This is a genomic window from Amycolatopsis sp. NPDC058340, assembly GCF_042723975.1.
In the GTDB taxonomy this organism is placed as follows: Bacteria; Actinomycetota; Actinomycetes; order Mycobacteriales; family Pseudonocardiaceae; genus Amycolatopsis.
Window position 1 is genome coordinate 6,794 of the sequence record NZ_JBHXIB010000039.1, and the last position, 20,064, is coordinate 26,857.

23 protein-coding genes are annotated in these 20,064 nt (G+C 69.3%); 19 read left to right on the forward strand and 4 right to left on the reverse strand.

Annotation, left to right across the window (positions count from 1 at the left end; translation table 11 throughout):
* The first annotated feature begins 235 nt into the window (after window positions 1–235).
* The 5 genes from ACFWIW_RS31130 (at window position 236) to ACFWIW_RS31150 (ending at window position 5,384) form a co-directional block, all read left to right on the forward strand.
* Entirely contained in the window at window positions 236–1,063 is an 828-nt protein-coding gene (locus ACFWIW_RS31130) for a redox-sensing transcriptional repressor Rex (RefSeq protein WP_378371755.1), read from the forward strand.
* Between the two features lies 1 nt (window position 1,064).
* Window positions 1,065–2,378 (forward strand): glutamyl-tRNA reductase, encoded by a 1,314-nt coding sequence (locus ACFWIW_RS31135; protein ID WP_378371756.1) that lies wholly within the window; start codon window positions 1,065–1,067, stop codon window positions 2,376–2,378.
* Window positions 2,375–3,322, forward strand: a complete 948-nt coding sequence (gene hemC, locus ACFWIW_RS31140) for a hydroxymethylbilane synthase (RefSeq protein ID WP_016330928.1) — start codon at window positions 2,375–2,377, stop codon at window positions 3,320–3,322. The genes ACFWIW_RS31135 and hemC overlap by 4 nt, the downstream gene beginning before the upstream one ends.
* A gap of 60 nt (window positions 3,323–3,382) precedes the next feature.
* Window positions 3,383–4,915, forward strand: a complete 1,533-nt coding sequence (locus tag ACFWIW_RS31145) for a bifunctional uroporphyrinogen-III C-methyltransferase/uroporphyrinogen-III synthase (RefSeq protein ID WP_005151748.1) — start codon at window positions 3,383–3,385, stop codon at window positions 4,913–4,915.
* A 127-nt stretch (window positions 4,916–5,042) separates the two neighbouring features.
* Entirely contained in the window at window positions 5,043–5,384 is a 342-nt protein-coding gene (locus ACFWIW_RS31150) for a hypothetical protein (protein ID WP_378371757.1), read from the forward strand.
* A 53-nt stretch (window positions 5,385–5,437) separates the two neighbouring features.
* On the opposite strand, the gene ACFWIW_RS31155 is transcribed toward ACFWIW_RS31150, so the two are convergent.
* Window positions 5,438–6,724 carry an Nramp family divalent metal transporter gene (locus tag ACFWIW_RS31155; RefSeq protein ID WP_378371758.1) on the reverse strand — a complete coding sequence of 429 codons (1,287 nt, stop codon included), beginning with the start codon at window positions 6,722–6,724 and terminating at the stop codon, window positions 5,438–5,440.
* Window positions 6,725–6,845: 121 nt separating this feature from the next.
* On the opposite strand from ACFWIW_RS31155, the gene hemB reads away from it, so the two are divergent.
* Genes hemB through ACFWIW_RS31175 form a run of 4 tightly spaced genes read left to right on the forward strand, consistent with a single transcriptional unit; the run spans window position 6,846 to window position 9,180 of the window.
* The gene (gene hemB / locus ACFWIW_RS31160; protein WP_378371759.1) at window positions 6,846–7,817 is read left to right on the forward strand and encodes a porphobilinogen synthase; all 972 of its coding nucleotides are present in this window, start codon (window positions 6,846–6,848) and stop codon (window positions 7,815–7,817) included.
* A 10-nt stretch (window positions 7,818–7,827) separates the two neighbouring features.
* A complete protein-coding gene (locus tag ACFWIW_RS31165) occupies window positions 7,828–8,379 on the forward strand; it encodes a hypothetical protein (RefSeq protein ID WP_378371760.1) in 552 nt (183 codons plus the stop codon).
* Window positions 8,376–8,828 carry a hypothetical protein gene (locus tag ACFWIW_RS31170; RefSeq protein ID WP_378371761.1) on the forward strand — a complete coding sequence of 151 codons (453 nt, stop codon included), beginning with the start codon at window positions 8,376–8,378 and terminating at the stop codon, window positions 8,826–8,828. The genes ACFWIW_RS31165 and ACFWIW_RS31170 overlap by 4 nt, the downstream gene beginning before the upstream one ends.
* Complete coding sequence (locus tag ACFWIW_RS31175) at window positions 8,806–9,180, forward strand: hypothetical protein (protein ID WP_378371762.1); 375 nt, start codon at window positions 8,806–8,808, stop codon at window positions 9,178–9,180. The genes ACFWIW_RS31170 and ACFWIW_RS31175 overlap by 23 nt, the downstream gene beginning before the upstream one ends.
* On the opposite strand, the gene ACFWIW_RS31180 is transcribed toward ACFWIW_RS31175, so the two are convergent.
* Window positions 9,177–9,668, reverse strand: a complete 492-nt coding sequence (locus ACFWIW_RS31180; RefSeq protein WP_378371763.1) for a tryptophan-rich sensory protein — start codon at window positions 9,666–9,668, stop codon at window positions 9,177–9,179. The genes ACFWIW_RS31175 and ACFWIW_RS31180 overlap by 4 nt on opposite strands.
* Before the next feature lie 122 nt (window positions 9,669–9,790).
* Here ACFWIW_RS31180 and hemL point away from each other — a divergent pair, with 122 nt between their 5' ends.
* The 7 genes from hemL (at window position 9,791) to ACFWIW_RS31215 (ending at window position 17,257) form a co-directional block, all read left to right on the forward strand.
* On the forward strand, window positions 9,791–11,095 hold the full coding sequence (gene hemL, locus ACFWIW_RS31185) for a glutamate-1-semialdehyde 2,1-aminomutase (protein WP_378371764.1): 1,305 nt from the start codon (window positions 9,791–9,793) through the stop codon (window positions 11,093–11,095).
* Complete coding sequence (locus ACFWIW_RS31190) at window positions 11,092–11,724, forward strand: histidine phosphatase family protein (protein WP_378371765.1); 633 nt, start codon at window positions 11,092–11,094, stop codon at window positions 11,722–11,724. Before hemL ends, ACFWIW_RS31190 begins: the two co-directional genes overlap by 4 nt.
* Window positions 11,721–12,302, forward strand: coding sequence for a TlpA family protein disulfide reductase (locus tag ACFWIW_RS31195; RefSeq protein WP_378371766.1), 582 nt, complete (start codon window positions 11,721–11,723; stop codon window positions 12,300–12,302). The genes ACFWIW_RS31190 and ACFWIW_RS31195 overlap by 4 nt, the downstream gene beginning before the upstream one ends.
* Window positions 12,303–12,527: 225 nt before the next feature.
* Window positions 12,528–13,301 (forward strand): cytochrome c biogenesis CcdA family protein, encoded by a 774-nt coding sequence (locus tag ACFWIW_RS31200; RefSeq protein WP_034310635.1) that lies wholly within the window; start codon window positions 12,528–12,530, stop codon window positions 13,299–13,301.
* Window positions 13,298–14,878: a cytochrome c biogenesis protein ResB gene (locus ACFWIW_RS31205; RefSeq protein WP_378371767.1), complete on the forward strand. Its 1,581-nt coding sequence runs from the start codon at window positions 13,298–13,300 to the stop codon at window positions 14,876–14,878. Before ACFWIW_RS31200 ends, ACFWIW_RS31205 begins: the two co-directional genes overlap by 4 nt.
* A 5-nt stretch (window positions 14,879–14,883) precedes the next feature.
* Window positions 14,884–15,855, forward strand: a complete 972-nt coding sequence (ccsB, locus tag ACFWIW_RS31210; protein WP_378371768.1) for a c-type cytochrome biogenesis protein CcsB — start codon at window positions 14,884–14,886, stop codon at window positions 15,853–15,855.
* Window positions 15,856–15,934: 79 nt separating this feature from the next.
* Window positions 15,935–17,257, forward strand: coding sequence for a MinD/ParA family protein (locus ACFWIW_RS31215; protein ID WP_378371769.1), 1,323 nt, complete (start codon window positions 15,935–15,937; stop codon window positions 17,255–17,257).
* A 44-nt stretch (window positions 17,258–17,301) separates the two neighbouring features.
* Here ACFWIW_RS31215 and ACFWIW_RS31220 read toward each other — a convergent pair whose 3' ends face one another.
* Window positions 17,302–17,484 (reverse strand): hypothetical protein, encoded by a 183-nt coding sequence (locus tag ACFWIW_RS31220; RefSeq protein WP_016330943.1) that lies wholly within the window; start codon window positions 17,482–17,484, stop codon window positions 17,302–17,304.
* A 149-nt stretch (window positions 17,485–17,633) separates the two neighbouring features.
* Window positions 17,634–17,846 carry a BldC family transcriptional regulator gene (locus ACFWIW_RS31225; RefSeq protein WP_016330944.1) on the reverse strand — a complete coding sequence of 71 codons (213 nt, stop codon included), beginning with the start codon at window positions 17,844–17,846 and terminating at the stop codon, window positions 17,634–17,636.
* A 248-nt stretch (window positions 17,847–18,094) separates the two neighbouring features.
* Here ACFWIW_RS31225 and ACFWIW_RS31230 point away from each other — a divergent pair, with 248 nt between their 5' ends.
* Genes ACFWIW_RS31230 through ACFWIW_RS31240 form a run of 3 tightly spaced genes read left to right on the forward strand, consistent with a single transcriptional unit; the run spans window position 18,095 to window position 19,937 of the window.
* On the forward strand, window positions 18,095–18,568 hold the full coding sequence (locus ACFWIW_RS31230) for an Lrp/AsnC family transcriptional regulator (RefSeq protein WP_037332958.1): 474 nt from the start codon (window positions 18,095–18,097) through the stop codon (window positions 18,566–18,568).
* A gap of 11 nt (window positions 18,569–18,579) precedes the next feature.
* On the forward strand, window positions 18,580–18,858 hold the full coding sequence (locus ACFWIW_RS31235; RefSeq protein ID WP_378371770.1) for a DUF4229 domain-containing protein: 279 nt from the start codon (window positions 18,580–18,582) through the stop codon (window positions 18,856–18,858).
* Window positions 18,855–19,937 (forward strand): PLP-dependent cysteine synthase family protein, encoded by a 1,083-nt coding sequence (locus ACFWIW_RS31240; RefSeq protein ID WP_315860797.1) that lies wholly within the window; start codon window positions 18,855–18,857, stop codon window positions 19,935–19,937. Before ACFWIW_RS31235 ends, ACFWIW_RS31240 begins: the two co-directional genes overlap by 4 nt.
* Window positions 19,938–20,064: the final 127 nt, after the last annotated feature.

The following is a 20,064-nucleotide window of genomic DNA, read 5'->3' on the forward strand; positions in this document are numbered from 1 at the left end:
AGTGGTAAGTGTCGTTCTAACGACACTTACCACTCACGACCCACGCGCCCGGGCACTGTGGGGTGCGTCATCCCCTCTACCTGTGACTTTGTGCCTGCGTTCACAAGTGGCTACCGTAGATACGTCGCCTCCGAAAGCGCCCGGCATCGAACCGGACTCAGCGCCCCGGGTCAAGAGCCGATTTCCAGGTTCGGGCGATCATGTCGTCAGCAGGGACCAGAGGGAGCGGACAAGCGTGGTGTCGCAACGAGGCCGGCGCACCCGGGTGACACCGGACGCCGACAACGCGCCCACCGCGGAGATGCCCGCCGTCGAGAGCACCGCCGAACCGGAAGCGGTCCGCGCGAAGTCCATCCCCGAAGCCGCCGTCGCCCGCCTCGCCGTGTACCTCCGTGTCCTCTCCGGGCTGGCCGAGCAGGGCGCGACGACGATCTCCAGCGAGGAGCTCTCGCAGGCCGCGGGCGTCAACTCCGCGAAACTGCGCAAGGACCTGTCCTACCTCGGCTCGTACGGCACCCGCGGCGTCGGCTACGACGTCCAGGTGCTGGTCAGCCAGATCGAGCGCATCCTCGGCCTGACCCGCAAGCACAAGGTCGCCGTGGTCGGCATCGGTAACCTCGGGCACGCGCTGGCCAACTACGGCGGGTTCCCGGGCCGCGGATTCCCGGTCGAGGCGCTGTTCGACCTCGACCCGGATCTGGTCGGCGTCCCGGTCGGCGGCCTCCCGGTCTCGCATCTCGACGAGATCCCCAAAGTCTGCGCCGAACGGCAGATCTCGATCGGCGTCATCGCCACCCCGCCCACCGCCGCGCAGTCGGTCTGCGACCGGCTCGTCGCAGGTGGCGTGCAGTGCATCCTGAATTTCGCCCCGGTGGTGCTGCAGGTTCCGGCACATATCGAGGTTCGCAAGGTCGATCTCGCGGTCGAGCTGCAGATCCTGTCGTTCCACGTCGCTCGCCGCGCCGATCTGGCCGCTAACGGCAACGGCGGAGCAGACGGTGGCCCCGGGGGCGCCGACAATGGCAGCGTGAACGGCCACGGCAACGGAATGGTGGTGCGCTGAAATGAGCGTGTTGGCGGTCGGGCTCTCGCACCGCAGTGCCGAGCTGAGCACCCTGGAACGCGTCGCGGTCCCCGCGACCGACGTGACCAAGGTGCTCCACGAGCTGCAGCAGGCCGAGCACGTCAGTGAGGCGATCCTCGTCTCGACCTGCAACCGCATCGAGGTCTACGCCGTCGTCGAGACCTTCCACGGCGGCCTGAACGACGTCTCCGACGTGCTCGCCCGCCAGGCCGGGATGGAGCCCGCGGACCTCTACGACTCGCTGTACGTGCACTACGCGGGCGCCGCGATCGAGCACCTGTTCTCGGTCACCTCGGGCCTGGACTCGATGGTCGTCGGCGAGACGCAGATCCTCGGCCAGATCCGGTCCTCGTACGCCACCGCGCGGGAGGCCGGCACCGTCGGCCGCACGCTGCACGAGCTGATCCAGACCACGCTGCGCGTCGGCAAACGCGTCCACACCGAGACCGGGCTGGACCAGCTGGGCGCGTCGGTGGTCTCCGAGGCGTTGGCCGCCGCGGGCGACATCGCCGGCAAGCACGCGCTGATCGTCGGCGCCGGTTCGATGGGCGCGCTGACCGCGTCCCAGCTGCGCAAATCCGGGATCGGCGAGATCACCATCGCCAACCGCACCGAGGAGAGGGCCGCCCGCCTCGCCGCCGCGAGCGTCGAGCAGGGAGTGCCCGCGAAGGCCGTCCAGATGAGCGGCATCGCGGACGCGGTCGCCGAGGCGGACGTCGTCGTCTGCTGCACCGGCGCGCAGGCCGCCGTCTTCACCGCCGCGCACGTCCCGGCCCGTGCCGGGCGCCCGCTGGTCGTCTGCGACCTCGGCCTCCCGCGTGACGTCGACCACGACGTCGCCGCACTGGCCGACGTCACCGTGGTCGACCTCGAAACCATCCAGCGCCGCATGCGGGAAGCGGGCACCCCGACCACCGAACGGCAGACCGCGAAGGCCACCGGCATCGTGCTCGACGAGGTGCGCGAGTACCTCGCCGGCCAGCGCAGCGCCGAGGTCACCCCGACGGTGACGGCGCTGCGGCGCCGGGCGGCCGAGGTGGTCGACGCCGAGCTGCTGCGGCTGGACAACCGCCTGCCGGACCTCGAACCCGGGGTCCGCGAGGAGGTCGGCCGCACGGTCCGCCGCGTGGTCGACAAGCTGCTGCACGCGCCGACGGTGCGGGTCAAGCAGCTGGCCGCCGAGACGGCCGACACCGACTACGCCAACGCGCTGCGCGAGCTGTTCTGCCTCGACCCGCAGGCGCCCGCCGCGGTGGCGAGTCCCACCGCAACGAAAGACAGTGATCATCAGTGAGCAGAGTCATCCGCATCGGGACGCGCGGCAGCAAACTCGCCCTCGCGCAGACCGGCACCATCGCCGACGCCCTGCGCGCCACCGGGGCCGAGGTCGAGCTCGTCACCGTGACGACCCCCGGCGACAAGTCGTCCGCGCCGATCCCCACGATCGGGGTCGGCGTCTTCACTTCCGCGCTGCGCGAAGCCTTGCTGCGCGAGGAAGTCGACGTCATCGTGCACTCGTACAAGGACCTGCCGACGAAGCCGGAGCCGGGTATCACGCTCGCCGCCGTGCCGCGCCGCGAGGACCCGCGTGACGCGCTGATCGCCCGTGACGGGCTGACGCTTGGCGAGCTTCCGCCCGGTTCGACCGTCGGCACCGGCTCGCCGCGGCGGACCGCGCAGCTGCGCGCGCTCGGTCTCGGTTTGGAAATCGTGCCGATCCGAGGCAATATCGACACCCGCATGCGCAAGGTGAGCGACGGAGAGCTCGACGCCGTCATCCTGGCGCGTGCCGGACTGGCCAGGATCGGCCGGGCGGAGGAGATCACCGAGACCCTCGACCCGATCCAGATGCTGCCCGCCCCCGCACAGGGGGCGCTGGCGGTGGAGTGCCGGACCGGTGACGTGGACATCGAGCACCTGCTCGGGTCCACAGTGGACGATGAAGGCACCCGTGCCGTGGCGACCGCCGAACGGGCGTTGCTCGCGGCGCTGGAAGCCGGGTGCAGCGCACCGGTCGGAGCGCTGGCGGAGATCGTCGAGGACCTGGACGCCGAAGGGCGGGTCGTCGAGCGGATCTCGTTGCGGGGCACCGCCGCCGTCGAAGGGGACGGGGACGCGGTCGACATGGTGCGCGCTTCCGCGCTCGCCGACAAGCACGAAGCCGATCAGCTCGGCCGGACACTGGCCGCCGAGCTGCTCGACCTGGGGGCCGGTGCGCTGTCCGGCCCCGCCCAGTGAGTCAGAACGTTGAAGGTAGGGCCGCGCTCGACTGCGGCCGCTCAAGAGGAGAACGCACAGATGACCCCCGCGCGTAAGACCACCGGGCGTGTCGCCTTCGTGGGCTCGGGCCCCGGTGACGCCGGTCTGCTGACCGTCCGCGCTCAGGAGCTGCTCGCCAAGGCCGAGGTCGTGGTGACCGATCCGGACGTCCCTTCGGGCGTCCTGGCCTTCGCCGCCGAGGGCGCCGAAGTGCGCCCCGCCGTCGGCGAGGCCACCGAGGTCGCCAAGGACCTGGTGAACGAGGCCAAGGCCGGAAGGCTGGTGCTCCGGCTGATCGCCGGTGACCCGCTGACCCAGCCCGCCGTCGTCGCCGAGGTGCAGGCCGTTTCCCGGACCAGCGCCGTTTTCGACATCATCCCGGGCGTCTCGCCCGGCGCGGCCGTGCCGGCGTACGCCGGTGTCGCGCTCGGTGGCACGCACACCGAGGTCGACGTCCGAGGCGACGTCGAGTGGGCCGCGCTGGCCGCCACCCCCGGCCCGATCGTGCTGCACGCGACGTCGGCGCACCTGGCCGAGGCCGCGTCCGCGCTGACCGAGCACGGACTGGCGCCGACCACCCCGGTCGCGGTGACCTCCAACGGCACCATCAACACCCAGCGCACCCTGGACACCACGCTGGCCACCGTCGCGAACGAGGCGGGCGAGCTCGTCGGCCCGCTCATCGTGACCATCGGCCAGGCCGTCGGCCAGCGCTCGAAGCTGTCGTGGTGGGAGTCGCGCGCGCTGTACGGCTGGAAGGTCCTGGTGCCGCGCACCAAGGAGCAGGCCGGTGAGATGGCGGAGCGGCTTCGCGGCCACGGCGCCACCTCGCACGAGGTCCCGACCATCTCGGTCGAGCCGCCGCGCAGCCCCGCGCAGATGGAGCGTTCGGTCAAGGGTCTCGTCGACGGCCGCTACCAGTGGATCGTCTTCACCTCGACCAACGCCGTCCGCGCGGTGTGGGAGAAGTTCGAGGAGTTCGGCCTCGACGCCCGCGCGTTCTCCGGTGTGAAGATCGCCTGCGTCGGCGAATCGACCGCCGCGAAGGTGCGCTCGTTCGGCATCATCCCCGAGCTGATCCCGGAGGGTGAGCAGTCCTCGGAGGGTCTCCTCGCCGAGTTCCCGCCGTACGACGACGTCCTCGACCCGGTCGACCGCGTGCTGCTGCCGCGGGCGGACATCGCCACCGAGACCCTTTCGGCCGGTCTGCGCGAACGCGGCTGGGAGATCGACGACGTGACCGCGTACCGCACGGTGCGCGCCGCGCCGCCGCCCGCCGAGACCCGCGAGATGATCAAGACCGGCGGTTTCGACGCGGTCTGCTTCACCTCGTCCTCGACCGTGCGGAACCTCGTCGGCATCGCCGGCAAGCCGCACACCCGCACGCTGGTCGCGTGCATCGGCCCGAAGACCGCGGAGACCGCCGTGGAGTTCGGGCTGCGGGTCGACGTCCAGCCCGAGAAGGCCGACGTCCCGCACCTGGTCGACGCGCTCGCCGAGCACGCCGCCCGGCTCCGGGCCGAAGGTGCGCTTCCGCCGCCTCGCAAGGCGAAGCGGGCCCGCCGCTCCTGATCCGGTGAAAGCCCCCTTCCCACGTTTCGCGTGGGAAGGGGGCTTTTTCGGTCCTTAGTGAAACTTCGCCGGGTGCGTAGCGGTCGGTCATAGCCTCCGTGATTCCGACGAACACTGGGGAGTGATCATGAAATCTCTTGTTCTCATCGCCGCCGCCGTGGGTGGGCTGGCCTTTCCGGGTACGGCTGCCGCCGCCACCTCCTTCGAAGTGTGCAGTCCGCTCGGGTGCGCGGTGCAAAGCGTCCGGGGCACCGTCGATCGGGGACACCTGGTGGCCAAGGTGTCCGACAGTTCTCCCGTCTCCGCCCTCACCGTGTGGTTCACCGAATCCCCGGTGGGCAGGAGGCTCCAGGTCGTCGTCGACGACGGGGTGAGATGGCTCGACGCCGGGTTGTCGACCGGTGCGACCCACCTGACCGTGAGGGCGTGCGGGGGCGGCGGCTGCAACAGCAAGACCATTCCGCTGTAAGGCCTCGTGAGTGGTAAGGACGGTTCTAACCGTCCTTACCACTCACGAGCGGTTCAGCTGAAGAACTTCACGACCTCCGTGTACGCCAGGTACGCGAACATCGCCAGGCACACCACCAGCAGCCCGTTCGAAAGCCACCGCGAACGCCCTTCCCGCGGCACCCGCGAAGTGTTCAGCAGCACCAGCAAGGTCGCCGCCAGGAAAGGCATGAACAACGCGCCCAACACGCCGTAGATCACGGTGAGCTGGAACGGCTGGTCCAGGAACAGCAACGCCATCGGCGGGAACGTCAGCCACAGCACGTATCCGCGGTACGCGGCACTGCGTTCACCGGCCTTCTTCTCATACGTCTCAACGCTTTCCGTCGCGTCCTTGGGCAGCCGCAGAATGCGCCACCAGTCCGCGAACAGCAGGCTCACGCCGTGCCAGACACCGATCACCGACGTGAACGAAACGGCGAAGAAACCGATGAGGAACGGGATCCGCGCCCATTGCCCGTAGTCCGCGGCGAGGGTGTCGCCGAGGAACAGCAGGCCCTTGTCGCCCGAGATGATCTTCTGGCCCATCAGCAGTTCCGCGCCGACGATCAGCATGGCGATCACGAAGATCCCCGTCATGACGTACCCGACGGCGTTGTCGGTGCGCATCATCGGGAGCCACTTCGACGAACGCCAGCCCTTCGCGAGCGTCCAATAGCCGTAGGCCGCCATGGTGATCGTGCCGCCGACGCCGCCGACCAGGCCGAGGACGTAGACGAGCGATCCGTCGGGCAGGGTCGGGACGGCGCCCTTGAACAGTTCGGCGAAGTTCGGCACGACGAGGATCGCGGTCCCGACGACGGTCACGAACATGACGCCGGTGAGCACGGTCATCAGCTTTTCGATGATCGCGTAGCGCCCGAACCACACCAGCGCGAAGCCGAGCAGGCCGCAGATCATCGCCCAGTACCGCACCGAAAGCGCGGGGAAGAGCGCGTTCAGCGGCAGCCCCGACGCGGACATCGCGGTCGCGCCGTAGACGAAGCCCCAGATCACCGCGTAGATCCCGAAATAGATCAGCGCCCAGATCCCGAGCGTCCGCCAGCCGGACAGGATCGTCCGGCCCGAGGTCAGATGCCAGCGGCCGACGGCTTCGGCCAGCGCGAGTTTGAAGATCGTGCCGACGAGCACCGCCCACAGCAGCGTGTACCCGAAGCGCGATCCGGCCACCATCGTCGCGACGAGGTCGCCCGCGCCGACCCCGGTCGCCGCGGCCATGATCCCTGGCCCGACCTGGCGCAGCCGTGCGCGCCAGCCGACGGGCGGTTCTTCCAGTTGGTCGGTCACCGTTGAACTCGACATGCAGGGGAAGGTAACCCACGTCACACCGCCGAGGAATCGGACAAAGGTGACTCTTTACCGTTCCTTAGGAAACGTTCGGCCGTTCACCGCCGCTCAAGCGGGCGGGAGTACCGTCGTGAGGGTGTTTCCCGAACATCGTCCCCGCAGGCTCCGTACCACTCCGGCGATGCGCAGGCTGGTCGGTGAGACGACGCTGCGCCCACGTCAGCTGATCCTCCCGATGTTCGTGGCCGAGGGTGCCGAAGCGCCCCGCCCGATCGCCAGCATGCCCGGGGTCGTCCAGCACACCCGCGACACACTGCGCAAGGCCGCCGTCGAGGCCGTCAACGCCGGTGTCGGCGGCCTGATGCTGTTCGGCATCCCGAAGACGCGGGACGCCGAGGGCTCCGGCGCGATCGACCCGAACGGCATCCTCAACGTCGCACTGCGCGACCTGAGGTCCGAGCTCGGCGACGCGACGGTCCTGATGGCGGACACGTGCCTCGACGAATTCACCGACCACGGCCACTGCGGCGTCCTCGACGCCGATGGCGGCGTCGACAACGACGCGACCCTGCGCTTGTACGCGGAAATGGGTCTGGCGCAGGCGGAAGCGGGGGCGCATCTGCTCGGCCCCAGCGGCATGATGGACGGTCAGGTCGGCGTCATCCGCGCCGCGCTCGACCGTGCCGGGCGCACCGACACCGGCATCCTCGCGTACTCGGCGAAGTTCGCCAGCGCGTTCTACGGCCCCTTCCGCGAGGCCGTCGACTCACAGCTGAAGGGCGACCGGAAGACGTATCAGCAGGATCCGGGCAACGTGCGCGAGGCGCTGCGCGAGATCGAGCTGGACATCGCCGAGGGCGCCGACATGGTCATGGTCAAGCCCGCCCTGTCCTATCTGGACGTCATCAGGGCCGCGGCCGAGGCGTCGACGGTTCCCGTGGCGGCGTACAACATCTCGGGCGAGTACGCGATGGTCGAGGCCGCCGCGGCGAACGGCTGGCTCGACCGTGAGCGCACGATCCTCGAGGTGCTGACCTCGATCCGCCGCGCGGGCGCGGACATGATCCTGACCTACTGGGCCGCCGAAGCCGCCGCTTGGCTGGACTAGGCTGCCTCGCGTGAGCGACAGCAAAGCCGACGAAACGGACGACGAACGCCGTAAGCGCGGGATGTCCCCGGATCCGATCCTGCCGGGGCAGGAGCCGCCGAAGATCACGGTGCCGAAGCCGGTGGCGATTTCGTTCTGGCTGTGGATCCTGGCCGGTGTCGTCCTGGTGGCCGGGCAGATCGCCCTGCTGGTGCTGAAGGACGAACTGACCGAGGGGATCCTCAAGCAGATCAGGGAGAACCCGGTCCCCGGCCAGCCCGCCGATCCGGCGCAGGTCGCTTCCGGGGTGAACACCCTGCTGTGGATGCTGTTCGGCGGTGCGCTCACCTTCGCCGTCCTGTTCGCGTTGTTCGCGTACAAGGCCCGCGAGGGAACGCGGTCGGCGAGGACGGTCCTCACCGTGGGGGCGGTCTTCCTGGTGCTGGTGGAGCTGCTGATCCTGCGCGGTTCGCTCAACGTGTTCCTGCTGGTGTCCACGCTGCTGGTGGCGATCGCGCTGGTCCTCATGTACCTGCCCAGCGTCTCCGACCATTTCCCGAAGGTCGGGCGCACGCTGCCATGACGCCCGAGCCGCCCCGCTACGAGGAACCCGGCGTCGGCTGGACGGCTTTGCTGTGGGCGCCGCTGTTCGCTCTCGCCGGGCTGCTCGCCGAGCTGGCGACCGGTGGCCCGGTCCATTGGCTCGCCTGGATCCTGGTCGCGGTGGGGCTGGTGGCGATCACCGTTCCCTGGGTCTACGCGCGCCGCCGGTACCTCTCGCTCGAAGTCACGCCGGACGGCTACCGGCAGGGCCGGGAAACGCTGGAGGCGGCCAGGATCGCCGAGGTGCTCGAAGACGAGGCCCCGGTCGGCTCGCGCGTCCTGGGTGGCGGCTGGACGATCCCCAAGAAGTACGGCGAAGTCGGGTTGAAGCTCGAAGACGGCGTGTTCGTCCGCGCTTGGGCGAAGAATCCGGACGCGCTTCGCGAGGCTCTCGGGGATTTGGTGCGTGCTCGCACCACAGAGTCATGAGAAACTGCTCACCGTGATCGACCTTCCCCAGCCGACCGGCGCCGATCTGTGGCCACCGGAGGACACCCGGCCCGCGGCCCGGCTGCACAAACCCCTGCGCGCGGTGGTGGGGGCCGTCGAGCTGGTCCTCGCCGCGCTCGCCGTGTGGGGTGCCTTCGCGTGCTGGAAGGCCGGTGTCGTCCCGGTCGTGATCACCTACGGCGAAACGACGACGCTCGAATCGCAGCGGTTCTTCGGCGGCCCGCTCGCCGGCTCCATCGGGCTGGGCGTGCTGGCCGCGATCCTGGTGGTGGACGCGATCCGCCAGTTCCTGCTCGCCGTGCGGGCCAAGGGCCGCAAACCCAAGGATTAATTGAGCCAGACGACGGCGGCGTTGACCGCGGTCGAGTACAGCAACCACAGCAGATACGGCACCAGCAGCCAGGCGGCGAGTTTCGACCGGCGCCCGAACTCCATCATCGTGACGGGCACCACGAAGTCCAGGACGACGACGTCGGCCAGGGCGAGAGCGTGTGCTCCGCCGGCGAAGAACAACGGAGTCCACAGCAGCGTCAGCAACAGGCAGACGCCGTACAAGGCGAAGCCGCGCGTCTCGCCGTCGGTCCGCCAGTAGCACCAGCCCGCGAAGGCGACCAAGAGGAGCAGGGTCGCCCACATCGGACCGTAGAGCCAGCCCGGCGGCGCCCACGACGGACGGACCAGCACGTTGTGGGTTTCGGATCGGGTGGCCACGGCCAGCCCCGCCACGACGCCGACGATCGCCGACATGGCGATGAATCCGGCCAAGGCCTGCCAGCGCAGGCGACGGTGGTGGGTCGGTGGTGACGGCACCGTGGACACGTGGATTCCTCCGCGAGGGTTTCGACGCCGACTGCTTCCCACCCTAGTGGGCCTGGTCACGCCATGCGCGCAACCGCACGACCTGGCGGCGGGTGTCCCCGGGGATTTGCGAGACTGGGAACGTGACTACCGGAGTCGATCAGTCCAAGGCATGGTTCGAACGAGCGAAGGCCGCGATCCCGGGCGGGGTGAATTCCCCGGTGCGGGCCTTCAACTCCGTCGGCGGCACCCCGCGGTTCATGGTGCGCGGTGAGGGGCCGTATCTCTGGGACGCGGACGGCAACCGCTACGTCGACCTGGTCTCGTCGTGGGGGCCGATGATCCTCGGGCACGCGCATCCGGACGTCGTCTCCGCCGCCCGCGAAGCCGCTGTCGACGGGCTGTCGTTCGGGACCCCGACACGCGGCGAGGTCGAGCTCGCCGAGGAGATCATCGCCCGCGTCGAGCCGGTGGAGCGGGTGCGCCTGGTCAACTCCGGCACCGAGGCGACGATGAGCGCGATCCGCCTCGCCAGGGGATTCACCGGCCGGGCGAAGATCATCAAGTTCGCGGGCTGCTACCACGGCCACGTCGACGCGCTGCTCGCCGAAGCGGGCTCCGGCGTCGCGACCCTCGGCCTCCCGACGTCGCCCGGGGTCACCGGCGCGCAGGCGGCCGACACGATCGTCTTGCCCTACAACGACCTCGACGCGGTCCGGAAGTCCTTTGTGGACAACCCGGACGCGATCGCCGCGATCATCACCGAAGCCGCCGCGGGCAATATGGGCGCGGTCGCCCCGGCCGACGGGTTCAACGCCGGGCTCAAGGAGATCGCGCGCGAGCACGGCGCGCTGCTGATCATGGACGAGGTGATGACCGGGTTCCGCGTGTCCAAGGCGGGCTGGTTCGGCCTCGACGGTGTCGCCGGTGACCTGTACACCTTCGGCAAGGTGATGTCCGGCGGCTTGCCGGCCGCGGCCTTCGGCGGCCGCGCCGACGTGATGGCGAAGCTGGCCCCGGGCGGGCCGGTGTACCAGGCGGGAACGCTGTCCGGGAACCCCGTCGCCGTCGCCACCGGTCTCGCGACGCTCCGCGCGGCCGACGACGCCGTGTACGCGGCCCTCGACGCCAACGCGAAGCGGCTCGGCGACCTGTTCGACCGGTCGCTCACCGAGGCGGGGGTCACGCACACCGTGCAGTACGCGGGCAACCTCGTCAGCGTGTTCTTCAGCGAGAACCCGGTGACGGACTACCCGGGCGCGCAGGCTTCGGAGACCTGGCGGTTCCCGGCGTTCTTCCACGCGTTGCTGGACAACGGCGTGTACGCGCCGCCGAGCGCGTACGAGGCTTGGTTCGTCAACGCGGCCATGCGCGACGCCGAGTTCGAGGTCATCGAGTCCGCGCTTCGCGTGGCCGCCCGCGCCGCCGCCGAGGCGGTCCAGGCGTGAGCGCGACGACGATCGTGCACCTGCTTCGCCACGGCGAGGTGCACAACCCGGACAAGATCCTGTACGGCCGTCTGCCCGGCTTCAAGCTCTCCGACCGCGGACAGCGCCAGGCGTTGACGGTCGCCGAAGCCGTCGCGACACACGACATCACGCACGTTGTCGCTTCGCCGCTTCAGCGCGCGCAGGAGACCGCCGCGCCGATCGCGGCCGCGCACCGGCTCGACGTCGAGACCGACGATCGGCTCATCGAGGCGGACAACCAGTTCGAAGGCGAGCGCGTCGCCGTCGGCGATGGCGCCCTCCGCCAGCCGAAGCACTGGCCGAAACTGGTCAACCCGTTCCGGCCGTCGTGGGGCGAGCCGTACGTCGAGATCGCGCACCGCATGCTCGGTGCGATCCACCGCGCGCGACGGGCGGCCGAGGGGCACGAGGCGCTGTGCGTCTCGCACCAGCTGCCGATCTGGACCGTGCGGCGGTTCCTGGAGGCGAAGCGGCTCTGGCACGACCCGCGCAACCGGCAGTGCTCGCTCGCGTCGCTGACCAGCCTGGTCTTCGAGGGCGAGGAACTCGTGCGGATCGTCTACAGCGAGCCCGCCGGTACGACCGACCCGAAGGTGACCGGGGCATGAAGCGACTCGTGGCGGCCGTCGTCGGGTTGGCGCTCGTCGTCACCGGCTGCACCACCGGCAAGGACGCCGTCGTCACCGGCGGCTCGTTCAACTTCGTTTCGCCGGGCGGGAAGGTCGACATCACCTACGACGTCGCGGACCGCCAGCCGTCGCCGACGCTGTCCGGCGACGACCTGATGAACGAGGGCAAACAGCTTTCGATCGCGGATTTCCCCGGCAAGGTCATCGTGCTGAACCTGTGGGGCCAGTGGTGCGGGCCGTGCCGCGTCGAGGCGCCGGAGATGCAGAAGGTCTACGACCAGACCAAGGCGTCCGGCGTCCAGGTGGTCGGCATCGACCTGCGCGACAACGACCGGGCGCCGGCGCAGGACTTCATGCGGGACCGGAAGCTGACGTACCCGTCGATCTACGACCCGTCGGGGCGGACGCTGCTGCAGCTCTCGGGCTATCCGCGCAACATCATCCCGTCGACGATCGTGCTGGACAAACAGCACCGCGTCGCGGCCGTGTTCCTGCGGGAACTGCTGGCGTCGGACCTGCTGCCCGTCGTCCAGCGCCTGGCCGCCGAACCCGCCTGAGTCACGCCCGGATCGCGTTTAGCCCGCTAAACGCGATCCGGGCGGGCCGTGGGCTGAAGGGGACTTTCCCCGCATCTGACGCAGCGAAAGCGTCCTTCACCGCGTCGCATGCGGTGAAGGACGCCTTCAGCCCACCGGGACCAAGGTCCTGACCGGGTGCGACGTAGGTCCCGTTGGGCCAGCCCCGGCGTTTTCACTTCGACCACACTGCCTACGCTCCTTTGCGTGAACGGTGTTACCGAGCTGGCGCTCTCCGGGCCGCTCCTGCTCGCGGCGGGGGTCGCGCTGCTGGCCGGGACGATCTCCTTCGCGTCGCCGTGCGTCGTGCCGCTGGTGCCCGGGTATCTCGCGTACCTGGCGGCGCTGGTCGGCGCGGACGCCCCCGCGGTCAGCCCCGACGAGGGGCGCAAGAAGGGCCGCTACGCCGTCGTCGGCGCGGCGGCGCTGTTCGTGCTCGGGTTCACCGTCGTCTTCGTGGTGACGCTGGGAACGCTGGTGTGGATCGCCGACGTCGTCCAGCTCAACATGGACCTCCTCCAGCGCCTCGGCGGTGTGCTGACCATCGCGATGGCGCTGGTCTTCCTCGGCTGGATCCCCGGCCTGCAGCGCGAGTTCCGCTCGCATCACGTGCCGCGCGGCGGGCTGTGGGGCGCGCCGGTGCTCGGCGCGGTGTTCGGGCTCGGCTGGACGCCGTGCATCGGGCCGACGCTGTCCGCGGTCATGTCGATGGCCAGCGCCACCGGCGGGGCGGCGGCGCGCGGATACGTGCTGATCCTGGTCTACTGCCTCGGCCTCGGCCTGCCGTTCCTCATCATCGCGTTCGGCGCCCGCTGGGCCGTCCGCGCCACCGACTGGCTGCGCCGCCACGGCCGTCAGGTACAGGTCTTCGGCGGCGTCCTGCTGCTGGTCGTCGGCGTCCTGCTGGTGACCGGGCTGTGGGGCGACCTGACCGGCTGGATCCGGAACACCCTCGTGAACGACATCAGGCTGCCCTTGTGACCACCACCGAATACCGGCAGACCCCGCTGAAGCGGGCCCTCGGCTTCCTGCGCAACACCTGGCGCGGGCTGACGTCGATGCGCACCGCGCTGGTGCTGCTGTTCCTGCTCGCGCTCGCCGCGATGCCCGGCGCCCTGCTGCCGCAGCGGAACCTCAACGTCGCCAAGACGGACGAGTACATCGCCTCGCACGGCTGGTGGGGCGAACTGCTCGACCGCCTGCAGTTCTTCGAGGTCTACGGCAGCGTCTGGTTCTCGGCGATCTACATCCTGCTGATGGTCTCGCTCATCGGCTGTCTCGCGCCGCGCAGCTTCGAGTACGCGAAGGCGATGCGCGCGAAGCCCGTGCTCACGCCGCGCAAGCTCTCGCGGATGCCGCACCACGTGTCCACCACGACCGACCGGACACCCGAGACGGTCTTGAAGGACACGCACACGCTGCTCAAGGGCTGGCGCCGCGTCGAGCGCGAAGAGGCCGACGGAAGCCGAAGCATCTCCGCCGAACGCGGGTACCTCCGCGAGACCGGCAACCTCGTCTTCCACTTCGGCATGCTCGGCCTGATCATCTTCTTCGCGCTGGGCAAGATGTTCGGCTACGAAGGCCAGGTCATCGTCCAAGCCGACGGCAGCCCGTGGTGCAACTCCGGCATCCTCGGCTATGACACCTTCAACGCCGGGCTGCGCGTCGACGGCACCGACCTCAACGGGTTCTGCATCCGCCTGAAGGACTTCGAGGCGCGCTACACCGAGAACGGGCAGGCGAACTACTACCACTCCAACATGGAGTACCAGTCCGGCGAGGATCTGAAGACCGGCGCGTGGAAGCCGTACGGGCTCGAGGTCAACTCGCCGCTGCGCACCGCGGGAGACCGCGTCTACCTGCTGAACTTCGGCTACTCCCCGAAGTTCACGGTGACCTTCCCCGACGGCACCGTGCGCACCAACATCACGCCGTGGCGCCCCGCCGACGAGCCGACGAAGCTCTCCGAAGGCGCGACGAAGATCGACCAGCCGGGTATCGCCGATCCGATCGAACGCCGCACGCGTCAGCTCGCGATCACCGGCCTGCTCGCGCCGACCGCGTTCCTGCACGGCAACGTGCTGACGTCTTCGCGGCCCGAGGCGAACAAACCGGCTGTGGCCGTCGACATCTACCGCGGCGACCTCGGCCTCGACGCCGGCCGCGGGCAGTCGATCTTCCAGATCGACCAGTCGCTCGTCGCGGACGGCAGGCTCAAGAAGCTCACGCGGCAGAACCTGGACCAGGGTCAGGAGACCGTGCTCGACGACGGCACGAAGGTCCGTTTCGACGGCGTCCAGGAATGGGTCGCCATCCAGGTCTCGCACGATCCGGTGCAGGGCTGGGTGCTGGTCTGCGCGGTCGCGATGCTGATCGGGCTGGCGGGATCGTTGCTGGTCAAACGGCGGCGGGTGTGGGTGCGGGTGACCCCGGCGCGCGAAGGTGAGACGGGTACCGTGATCGAGGTCGCCGGGCTGGCGCGCACCGATCAGGCGGGCTACGGCGAAGAGTTCCAGCGGATCAGCGGCAAGCTGGTCCAGGGGCAGAGAGGCAACTAGAGGTCATGCCGATCAACGAGACGCTGTCCCAGTACAGCGACTACTCCTACACCACCGCGGCGGCGATCTACGTCCTCGCGCTGATGTTCGCCCTCATCGAGCAGGGCTTCGGCGCGAAGGGCCGCCTGGCGGCGGAACGCAGCAAGCAGAAGGCCCGCGAACTGGTCGGCGCGGGCGGTCCGCCGCCTGCTTACGGGACGCCCGTCGAGCCGTCGCGCGAGATCGGCCGCCCCGAGCGCATCGGCCGGATGGGCGCCGCGCTGCTGGTGCTGGCCGCGCTGCTGCACCTGGCCGCGATCGTGCTGCGCGGGTTCGCCGTGCACCGCGCGCCGTGGGGCAACCTCTACGAATACGGCATGGCCACGACCTTCATCGCCGTCGTGACCTGGCTCGTCATCATGCGGAAGTTCCCGGTCCGCCACCTCACCGGCTTCCTGCTGCTGCCGGTCGTGATCCTGATGTTCGTCAACGGCACGATGCTGTACACGACGGCCGCGCCGGTGCAGCCCGCGCTCCAGTCGTACTGGCTGATCATCCACGTCTCCGCGGCGATCATCGGCTCCGGCGTCTTCCTGGTGCCCGGCGTCGCGAGCGTCCTTTACCTCTTCCGCGCCGCGCACGACGACAACCCGGCGAAGTTCGCGAAGTTCGCCCCGAAGCTGCCCGCCGCGGACGTGCTCGACCGCATCGCGTACCGCACCACCATCTTCGCCTTCCCGATCTTCACCTTCGGCGTGCTTTGCGGCGCGGTGTGGGCCGAGGCGGCGTGGGGCCGGTTCTGGGGCTGGGACCCCAAGGAGACCGTCGCCTTCGTGGCGTGGGTCGTCTACGCGGCGTACCTCCACTCCCGTGCCACCGCGGGCTGGCGGGGGAAGCGGGCCGCGATCATCAACATCGTCGGATTCTCCGCGACGATCTTCAACATGTTCTTCGTGAACCTGGTCACGTCCGGTCTGCACTCCTACGCCGGGGGCTGACCGCCGCCGCTGCACCCGAGCCGACTACCGTCAATACTGAGGTAATGGGGGAAGACGTGCGCGGAGGAGGAATTCAGCGGTGACCGGACCCAGCGAAGAATCGGCTCCTGGCCACCCCGAACCGACCGAGAGCGTCCAGCCCTCGGAGTTGTTCTCCGAGGACAGGACGGACTCGGCGCCGCATCCGGTCGCGAGTGGTTTCGAGGCGGAGCCGACCCAGGTCGTGCAGCCGCAGTACCCGCAGCAGGGGCAGTACCCGCAGCAGCAGCCCGCTCCTCCGCTGCCGCAGCCGTCGCAGGGGCAGCAGTATCAGCAGCAGCCCTACGACCAGAACCTGCCTCCGCTGCACCCTCAGCCGCAGCAGGCCGCCCAGTACCCGCCGCCTCAGCAGCAGTACGCGCCGCCGCAGCAGCCCCAACAGCAGGCCGTGCCGGGGCTCCCGCAGCCGCAGGGCAGGCACGCGCTCCCGGACGAACTCGCCACCGCGAGCCTGGTGAAGCCGCAGAAGCGCAAGCCGCAGTCCGGCTGGCGCAAGGCGCTTTATGTTGGCACCGGCAAACTCGTCAATCCGGGGGAGAGCCCCAAGGACACGCGCAAACGCGAACTGATCGCGCAGATCAACCAGCCGCTGCGCGGGTGCTACAAGATCGCGATGCTGAGCCTCAAGGGCGGCGTCGGCAAGACCACCACGACGACCACGCTGGGCTCGACGTTCGCGTCGCTGCGCGGTGACCGGGTGGTCGCGGTCGACGCGAACCCGGACCGCGGGACGCTGTCGCAGAAGATCCCGATCGAGACCACCGCGACCGTGCGGCATCTGCTGCGGGACGCGGACAAGATCACCAGGTACAGCGACGTCCGTTCGTACACCTCGCAGGGCGGGAGCAGGCTGGAGATCCTCGCCAGCGAGCAGGATCCGGCGGTCTCGGAGGCGTTCTCCGAGGACGACTACCGGCGCACGGTCAACCTGCTGGAGCACTTCTACAACATCGTGCTCACCGACTGCGGGACCGGTTTGATGCACTCGGCGATGAAGGGCGTCCTGGACGTCGCGGACGCGCTGGTGGTGGTCTCGTCAGGCTCGGTCGACGGCGCGCGCAGTGCTTCGGCCACGCTCGACTGGCTGGAAGCACACGGCTACGGCGACCTGGTCAAACGGTCGGTCGCGGTGATCAACTCGGTGCGGCCGAAGGGCGGTTCCGTCGATCTCGACAAGCTCTCCGCGCACTTCGGCGCACGTGTCCGCTCGGTGTGCCGCATCCCGTTCGACCCGCACCTGGAAGAGGGCGCGGAGATCGAACTGGACCGGCTCCACGAGGACACCCGGCTGGCGCTGCTGGAACTGGCCGCCACCGTCGCGGACGGCTTCGGCGGCCAGCAGTACCAGCCGATCCAGCCCTAGTCCATCCATGCCCCGCCCTCAACGGAGGAACGGAGCTCCCAGGCCTAGTCTTTGTCTTCGTCTTTACCTTTGCGCTGCTGCTCACCGAGCTTGCGCAGGAAGTCGGGGTCGTCGTCCGGGGCCAAGGTCGGTCGCGACGAGGGCACCCCGACACGCTCGATCCCGAACGCGCGCCACAACACCACGGCGACGGTGAGCGCTCCGATGGCCGCGAGCAGATAGATCATGCTCGGTCCCTTTCCGCGTGGAGGACGTTGCTCAGTCCCACGAGGCTAGCCTCTTTGCCGCGCGCGGGGGGACTCATGGATACCCCAATGTGACGAAGGGCGGTTACGAGCCCTTCGTCACTGGAGTCCCTTTTAGGGGAAATGCCTGGTCAGACCTTGCGAGTGGGTTCGCTGGCGTCGGTGGTCAGCTCGGCGAGGAGCTCGTTCACCTCTGCCTCGCGGAACCGGCGGTGCCCACCGGGGGTGCGGATCGAGCCGATCCGGCCCGCGGTCGCCCAGCGGGTCACGGTCTTGGGGTCGACCCGGAACAGGGCCGCCACTTCACCGGGGGTGAGCAACCTTCCGCCCATGGTCGCGGTCATTTTCCGCCTCCTTCACGGTTCCAGTGCTAGACCGGAGGCGGGTCCGATGCCCGTCGTGCCGGGTAGCCAACACGGCAATCGTTGCATCTCACCCGTCAGGTACTCGAACGGTTGTCCATAGGTAAAGAGCCCTTAAAGGTCAAAACCGACAACCGCGACATGCGTGTATCGGCGCCCCGGTCTTGTCACGGATGTATGAAAACGCGCCCTGATCTCACGAATCGGGCCGCGGCACCTAAGGTGTAGCGGTGGACCAGGTGGATCGGAAGATCATCGCGGCATTGCGGGAGAACGGGCGGGCTACCTACGCCGACCTCGGCCGGTCTGTCGGGCTCTCGGCTTCATCAGTGCACGAACGGGTCGGCAAACTCGAGGCTGCCGGCGTGATCACCGGTTACCACGCCATGGTCGACCCCAACACGGTCGGACTCGGGGTGACGGCGCTGGTCGGCATCCACCCCACCGACACCGCGACCGAGGACGACGTCGCGGAGGCGCTCGGGGCGCTGGACGAGGTCGAAAGCTGCTACGCCGTCGCTGGTGACGAAGCCTTCGTCGTCAAGGTGCGGGTGGCGACCGTCGACGATCTGGAGAAGACGCTCGGCAGGCTGCGGCGGATCCCCGGCGTCGGCCGGACGAACACCACCGTCGTGCTCTCCACCCGGTTCGAAGGGCGGCCCAACAACGCGGGCCTGGACGAGGGCCGCAACGGCAACGCGTAGCCTGCTTCGGTGTGAGCGATAATCACCTGCCCCGCGACCTGACGCTGTACGTGCTGGCCAGGTTCGTCCTGGTCGGGGTCATCGCGGGGGGCTTGCTGCTGGTCAACGTCCCGCTGCTGGTCGCGTTGCTGATCGGCCTGGTCGTGGGGCTGCCGCTGGGTCTGCTGCTGTTCCGCCCGCTGAACGCGCGCGTGACCGCCGGACTCGCCCGCCGCAACGAAAAACGCGCTCGCGCCCGTGCCGAACTGCGCTCCCAGCTGCGCGGCGACCGAGCGGACGGGACAGCGTGAGCCGTCTGCACAGCCGCAGCTGGGTCCGCGAAGCCGTCCGCATCATCGAGGCCGACGCGAACCGCAGCGCCGACACACACCTGCACGTCTTCCCGCTGCCCGCCGAGTGGGGCATCGATCTTTACCTGAAGGACGAATCCGTCCACCCGACCGGCTCGCTCAAGCACCGGCTCGCGCGTTCGCTGTTCCTGTACGGCCTGGTGAACGGCCAGATCGGGCAGGACACCGTGCTCGTCGAGGCGTCCAGCGGCTCGACGGCGGTTTCGGAGGCGTACTTCGCGCGGATGCTCGGGCTGCGGTTCATCACCGTGGTGCCGCGCAGCACCTCGCCGGAGAAGATCGCACTCATCGAGTTCTACGGCGGCGAATGCCACTACGTCGACCGCGCGCCGGACATGTACCCGGAGGCCGAGCGGCTCGCTTCGGAGTGCAACGGCCACTACCTCGACCAGTTCACCTACGCCGAGCGCGCGACGGACTGGCGCGGGAACAACAACATCGCCGAGTCCGTGTACGCGCAGATGCAGTCCGAGCGGCACCCCGTGCCGACCTGGATCGTCGTCGGCGCCGGGACCGGCGGCACGAGCGCCACCTTCGGCCGCTACGTGCGCTACAAGCGGCACACCACGAAGATCGCCGTCGTCGACCCGGAGAACTCGTCGTTCTACGGCGCCTGGCAGACCGGGGCGCTCGACTACAGCACCGGCATGCCGTCGCGGATCGAGGGAATCGGGCGGCCGCGCGTCGAGCCGTCGTTCGTGCCCGGCGTGATCGACGAGATGCTCCAGGTGCCGGACGCCGCTTCGCTGGCGGCCATCCGCGTGCTGCGCGAGCGGACCGGGCACTGGGCGGGTGGCTCGACCGGGACGAACCTTTTCGGCGCGTTCACGCTGATCTCGCGGATGGTTTCGGAGGGGCAAGCGGGCAGTGTCGTCACGCTGCTGTGCGACGGCGGCGAGCGGTACGCGAACACGTACTACGACGACGCTTGGCTGGCGGAGAAGAACATCGACATCGCGCCTTATCTGGAGAAGTACCGGGAGTTCCTGGTGAGCGGGAAGCTCGCTCCGGAGGCCTGAGGGTCTCGGCCTTCGGACGGCTGGGGCTCCCGGCGGGTGTCGCGAAAGCCCCATTAGCAACCAAGGGCGGGGCGGAAATGGGGTTGGGGGCGTCGGGGTGGGGGGGTTATCAAAGGGGGGTGCCGGT

Coding starts and splice junctions, on each gene's coding strand:
- ccsB (WP_378371768.1), top strand. CDS start 14,884: ATGCCGATCAACGAGACGCTGTCCCAGTACAGCGACTACTCCTACACC.
- ACFWIW_RS31135 (WP_378371756.1), top strand. CDS start 1,065: ATGAGCGTGTTGGCGGTCGGGCTCTCGCACCGCAGTGCCGAGCTGAGC.
- ACFWIW_RS31145 (WP_005151748.1), top strand. CDS start 3,383: ATGACCCCCGCGCGTAAGACCACCGGGCGTGTCGCCTTCGTGGGCTCG.
- ACFWIW_RS31195 (WP_378371766.1), top strand. CDS start 11,721: ATGAAGCGACTCGTGGCGGCCGTCGTCGGGTTGGCGCTCGTCGTCACC.
- ACFWIW_RS31220 (WP_016330943.1), bottom strand. CDS start 17,484: ATGATCTATCTGCTCGCGGCCATCGGAGCGCTCACCGTCGCCGTGGTG.
- ACFWIW_RS31170 (WP_378371761.1), top strand. CDS start 8,376: ATGACGCCCGAGCCGCCCCGCTACGAGGAACCCGGCGTCGGCTGGACG.
- ACFWIW_RS31225 (WP_016330944.1), bottom strand. CDS start 17,846: ATGACCGCGACCATGGGCGGAAGGTTGCTCACCCCCGGTGAAGTGGCG.
- ACFWIW_RS31155 (WP_378371758.1), bottom strand. CDS start 6,724: ATGTCGAGTTCAACGGTGACCGACCAACTGGAAGAACCGCCCGTCGGC.
- ACFWIW_RS31150 (WP_378371757.1), top strand. CDS start 5,043: ATGAAATCTCTTGTTCTCATCGCCGCCGCCGTGGGTGGGCTGGCCTTT.